Genomic DNA, 5,201 nt, shown 5'->3' with positions numbered 1-5,201 from the left:
CTGGCGGCCTGGCCGCTCTTCGCATGGCTGGCCGCCGCGCCGTCGGCGACGCGGCTGATGCTGGTGCAATCGGCCTTCATCGTCTGCATCTATGGCGGCTACTACGCGTCGGTGCCGGCGCTGATGGCGGACCTGTTCCCCGCCCGCAACCGGGCCAGCGCCATCGCGCTCAGCTATGCCGCAAGCCAGCTCCTGTTCGGCGGCTTCACGCCGCTGCTGCTCTCGCTCCTGACGCGCCGGCCGGGCAACCTGCCGGCACCCGGCCTGTACCTGCTCGCCGTGTCGGCGCTCAGCGTCTCCTGCCTCTGCCTGGCGGGCCCGTCGATCCGCGACGCCGCGGCGCGAAGGACGACATGACGCTGCTTCCTCAGCCGGGCAGGTCGGGCGCCGTCATTCCCGGAAGGGACAGGTCGGAAATGGAGGCCGTGCAATGCGCCTCGAACCGTTCGAGCAAGCGTGATTTCCGGATCGTCTCCAGCGTCGCGATCCCGACCACCATCGGGCGATGATCGCCCGCCAGCCTGACCCGGACGACGCGCCGTCCATCCAGGGCGAGATCCGAACGAGGCCGCACATTGGCCAGCGTGTAGCCATATCCGTTGGCGACCATCGTGCGCACCACTTCCTGATGCGAAGAGCGGGAATACATCTTCGGTTCCAGCCCCTCGCGAAAGAAGAGCCCGAAGAAATATTCGCGGCTCAACGGCAGGTCGAGCAGGATGAGCGGCTCGTCCGCGAGTTCGCGAAGGGAAACCTCTTCGCGGTCCGCGAAGGGATGCGCCGCGCTGACCAGGATATGGGGTGGCAGGCTGGCGAGGGGCAGGAAACTGATGTCCTCGGGAATCTGGAGGTCATAGGTGATGGCGATGTCGATCTCGGCGCGCTTCAGCCTTTCCATAAGCTGTTCGTGATCGGCCTCGAACTGCCGGATTTCGGTGGCCGGATAGGCGGACATGAACCCGTGCGCGAGTTCCGGCATGATCATCGGCGCCAGGGTGACCATGGCGCCGACCGTCAATTGGCCCCGCACCTGGTCCGTGACCTCGGACGCGGCGGCATAGAGTCCTTCGGCCATCTGGATCACCCGCTTCGCTTCCGCGACGAGCCGGCGCCCGGCCGGCGTCAGCGACAATCCCTGCGCATGATGGCGGATGAAGAGCTGAACGCCGAGTTCCTGTTCGAGATGGGCGATCGCAGTAGAAATTGAAGGCTGGGAAATCGAGAGTTTCTCCGAGGCATGTCGGATCGACCCGGCTTCGCCTGCCGCGATGAAATATTCGAGCTGACGAAGCGTATAGCGCATGCCGTCTTTTATACCATCGCACGCCGACAGGCGAGAGGCCGCGCTCAGTCCTTGTAGTCGGGCTCCTCCCTGTCGAGGATCAGCTTCATTTCCTCGAAGTGGCGGATGGAGAAATCCGTGATGCGCTCCCAGTCCCCGGCTGTCTTTTCCGCGACGTCGTCGGCCAGGACCGAAAGCGGCCTGCCGGTCGAATAGGCCGTGACGAGTATCTGGCAGGCCCGTTCCAGCGTATACATGTCGTCGAAGGCTTCGCCGACGGTGCGGGCGACGACCATGACGCCGTGATTGCCCATCATCAGCCGGGTCCTGTCGCCCATCAGCGCCGCGAGGCGGGCGCCCTCGGCCGCGCTGTCGGCCATGCCGCCATATTGCCTGTCGATCGCGATTCTTCTGAAATATCGGGCCGTATTCTGGTCGATCGGGGGAATGACGGGATCCTGCAGGGTCGCGATCGCCGTCGCATGGACAGGATGCAGGTGCATGGCCACCCGCGCGCGCGGGTTGATCCTGTGCAGTTGGCCGTGAATGGCCCAGGCGGTCGGATCCAGGTCGCGGCTGTCCGCATCGCCCGGCTGCCGCGCATCCACCAGGACGAGGTCGCGCGCGCGTATCCTCGAGAAGTGCCGCCATTTCGGGTTGATGAGAAAGCGCGTGCCGTCTTCGGAAATGGCGGCGCTGAAATGGTTGGCGACGGCTTCGTGCATTCCCAGGCGCGCCGCGATGCGCAGGGCGGCGGCCAGATCCACCCGCACGCTCTGTTCGTTGTCCTGGCTCAAGACCGCCTCCGCGGGATGGTTTCCCTCATGACGGAGGCAGCGTAGAATCGTGACGTCTATCGGGTAAAGATTGTTTTTTTGAAGCCGTCATAAGGTTTTTCGTTGCCCGAAGCACCGCCGCCCGGCTCTTAGGAAAATGCTAAGCATCGATGATCAAAATGATTGTTTGTGGAATTTTCTGATTTCATTACAAGAACGAACGGCTTTTCATGCGCCGGAATGATCTTCGGCACGGTCGGAAAAGGGTATCCGGAATGGCAACCGAAAAAGTCGATACGCTCGTGATCGGCGCGGGTCAGGCCGGACTGGCCATGAGCGAGCATCTGGGCCGGCGGGGTGTGTCGCATCTCGTCGTGGAACGGAAGCGGATCGCCGAGCGCTGGCGGTCCGAGCGTTGGGACTCCCTGGTGGCCAACGGGCCGGCCTGGCATGACAGGTTTCCCGGCATGACATTTCCGGACGTCGATCCGGACGACTTCGCGCCCCGCCAGAAGATCGTCACGTATTTCGAGGCCTATGCCCGGCGGATCGATGCCCCGGTCCGCTGCGGGGTCGAGGTCCTGTCGCTTCGCCGGAACGAAGGCGGCTCCGGCTTCGCGGTGGAAACCTCGTCCGGCGTGATCGAGGCGACGAACGTCGTCGCCGCCACCGGACCGTTCCAGAAACCGGTCGTCCCCCCGATCATTCCGCCCGATGCCGGGGTGCTGCAGATCCATTCCAGTGCGTACCGCAATCCGGACCTGCTGCCGGCAGGCGGTGTCCTGGTCGTCGGCGCAGGGTCCTCGGGCGTGCAGATCGCCGACGAACTGCGGCGCGCGGGCCGCCCCGTCTGGCTCTCCGTCGGCCCCCATGACCGGCCGCCCCGGCGCTATCGGGGGCGTGACTTCGTCTGGTGGCTCGGCGTCCTCGGAATGTGGGACATGGCGGTCAGCAGCCCGTCCATGGAACATGTCACAATCGCCGTCAGCGGCGCGCGCGGCGGACATACGGTCGATTTCCGCCGGCTGGCGCAGGACGGCATGACCCTCGTCGGCAGGACGGATTCCTTCCGGGATGGTGTCCTGCACGTCGCACCGGACCTGAAGGCGAATATCGACCGGGGCGACGCGGATTATCTCGCGATGCTGGACGCGGCGGATGCCTATGTGGCGCAGCAGGGACTGGATCTTCCCGAAGAGCCCGCGGCACGGGCGATCGGGCCGGATCCCGCATGCGTCACCGATCCCGTCCTGTCCCTGGACCTGCACGGGGCGGGCATCGCCTCCGTCATCTGGGCGACCGGCTATGCGCTGGATTTCGGTTGGATCAAGATCGACATCTTCGACGCGAAGGGCAGCCCGCGCCATCGCAAGGGCGTGTCCGACGAACCGGGGCTCTATTTCCTCGGCTTGGCCTGGCTGACGCGCAGGGCGTCGCCCTTCATCTGGGGCGTCTGGCATGATGCCGACTATCTGGCCGGCCATATCGCGGCGCGGGGATGACCGGCACAGAGACCATCACAGAGACCATTCTGGACCGGCTCGTGGCATTCCCGAGTGTCTGCGGCCAGTCCAACACCGACATGATCGGCTGGATCGCGGCGCATCTCGCCGCGCTGGGCGCGCGGGTGCGGCGCATCCCCGGCGACAGGCCGGACGCGTTCAGCCTGTTCGCCTCGGTCGGGCCGGATATCCCCGGCGGCATCGTCCTGTCGGCGCATTCGGACGTGGTGCCCGCCGCCGGTCAGGCCTGGTCCTCTGATCCCTTCGTGCTGACGAAGCGGGACGACCGGCTGTACGGCAGAGGGACCAGCGACATGAAGGGGTTCCTGGCCTGCATGCTGACGGCCGCCGGGAAAGCCGCCGCCCGCCCGCTGGTCCGTCCGCTGCACCTGGCGATCTCCCATGACGAGGAACTAGGGTGCCTCGGCGTCCGTTCGCTGCTGGCGGCGCTGAAGACGGATGCCGGCATGCGGGGCGCCGCCGGCTGCATAATCGGCGAACCGACCGAAATGGCGGTCGCCGTCGCGCACAAGGGAAAGATCGCCTTCCGGATCGTCTGCCGGGGCGAGGCCGCGCACTCCGCCGATCCGTTCCGGGGAACGAACGCGATCGTCCTGGCCGCCCAAATGATCGGCCGGCTGACGGATCTCCAGGACCATATCCGCGTGACCGAGCCGCACGATACGCGGTTCGCGGTGCCGTTCTCCACCGTCCAGGCGGGGCTGATCGAGGGGGGAACCGCGCTGAACATCGTTCCCGATCTCTGCGTGGCGACGGCCGAGATGCGGCTGATTCCCGGCCAGGACGGCTCGGCTTCCCTTGCCTGGCTGGACGCCGCCGCACGGCGCGTGGAGGCCGAGGCCGGCCGGGGGACGATCCGGATCGACATCGTCAACGCCTATCCCGGGCTGGATGGATGCGCCGACACCAAAATCTGCGCGCTCGGCCTGCGCGCGGCCGGACGGAATGCCCCCGGCGTGATCGATTTCGGCACGGAAGCGGGGCTGTTCGCGCAGCAGCTCGGCCTGCCCTGTATCGTCTGCGGTCCGGGATCGATCGGCCGAGCGCACAAGGCGGACGAATATATCACCACGCGGGAACTGGCGCAGGGCGACAGGTTTCTCGACGGGATCCTGGACCGACTCCGCCGCTGAACCGGGGCACCCGCCGAAATATGTCGAAGAGACAGGGAGAAAGACGGACATGACCTTTTCCATCATCGCCAGATGCGCGCGGACGGGCCAGTTCGGCATCGCCGTGTCCTCCTCGTCCCCCGCGGTCGCCGGCCGCTGCGCGTTCGCCCGGGCCGGGGTGGGGGTGGTGGCGTCGCAGAACGTGACGGATCCGCGGCTTGGCCCGCTCGGCCTCGACCTGATGGACGGGGGCAGCAGCGCCGCCGAGTGCCGCGATGCCCTGGTGCGCACCGGCCCGTTTCCCGAATTCCGGCAACTCGCCGTCATGGATCGCCACGGCACGGCGGCCGTCTGGTCCGGGGCGCGGACGCTGGGGTGTCATGCGACGGCGGTCCGCCGAAACGTGGCGTCGGCCGGCAACCTGCTGGCCAACGCGACGGTGCCCGACGCGGTCGTGGAGGCTTTCCTCGCCTCCGACCCGTCCCAGGAACTCGGCACGCGCCTCCTG

5 protein-coding genes and 1 pseudogene are annotated in these 5,201 nt (G+C 66.7%); 4 read left to right on the top strand and 2 right to left on the bottom strand.

Annotated elements, in window-relative coordinates; all coding sequences use genetic code 11:
* Positions 1-357, top strand: a pseudogene (locus HUK84_RS09880) (MFS transporter); the annotation flags it as partial.
* 10 nt (positions 358-367) lie between these two features.
* Here the strand turns inward: HUK84_RS09880 and HUK84_RS09875 are convergent.
* A complete protein-coding gene (locus HUK84_RS09875; RefSeq protein ID WP_176640140.1) occupies positions 368-1,303 on the bottom strand; it encodes a LysR family transcriptional regulator in 936 nt (311 codons plus the stop codon).
* Between the two features lie 44 nt (positions 1,304-1,347).
* A complete protein-coding gene (locus tag HUK84_RS09870; protein ID WP_176640139.1) occupies positions 1,348-2,079 on the bottom strand; it encodes a class II aldolase/adducin family protein in 732 nt (243 codons plus the stop codon).
* A gap of 254 nt (positions 2,080-2,333) precedes the next feature.
* Here HUK84_RS09870 and HUK84_RS09865 point away from each other — a divergent pair, with 254 nt between their 5' ends.
* From HUK84_RS09865 to HUK84_RS09855, 3 genes are all read left to right on the top strand, one after another.
* Positions 2,334-3,560: a flavin-containing monooxygenase gene (locus tag HUK84_RS09865; RefSeq protein WP_176640138.1), complete on the top strand. Its 1,227-nt coding sequence runs from the start codon at positions 2,334-2,336 to the stop codon at positions 3,558-3,560.
* The gene (gene argE / locus HUK84_RS09860) at positions 3,557-4,714 is read left to right on the top strand and encodes an acetylornithine deacetylase (RefSeq protein WP_176640137.1); all 1,158 of its coding nucleotides are present in this window, start codon (positions 3,557-3,559) and stop codon (positions 4,712-4,714) included. Before HUK84_RS09865 ends, argE begins: the two co-directional genes overlap by 4 nt.
* A gap of 49 nt (positions 4,715-4,763) precedes the next feature.
* Positions 4,764-5,201 (top strand): DUF1028 domain-containing protein (locus tag HUK84_RS09855; protein WP_176640136.1); only part of this gene is annotated, 438 nt, incomplete at its 3' end.

The sequence above is a fragment of the Nguyenibacter vanlangensis genome (assembly GCF_013376155.1).
GTDB classification, from domain to species: domain Bacteria; phylum Pseudomonadota; class Alphaproteobacteria; order Acetobacterales; family Acetobacteraceae; genus Gluconacetobacter; species Gluconacetobacter vanlangensis.
This window is presented reverse-complemented; position numbering and strand designations above follow the sequence as displayed.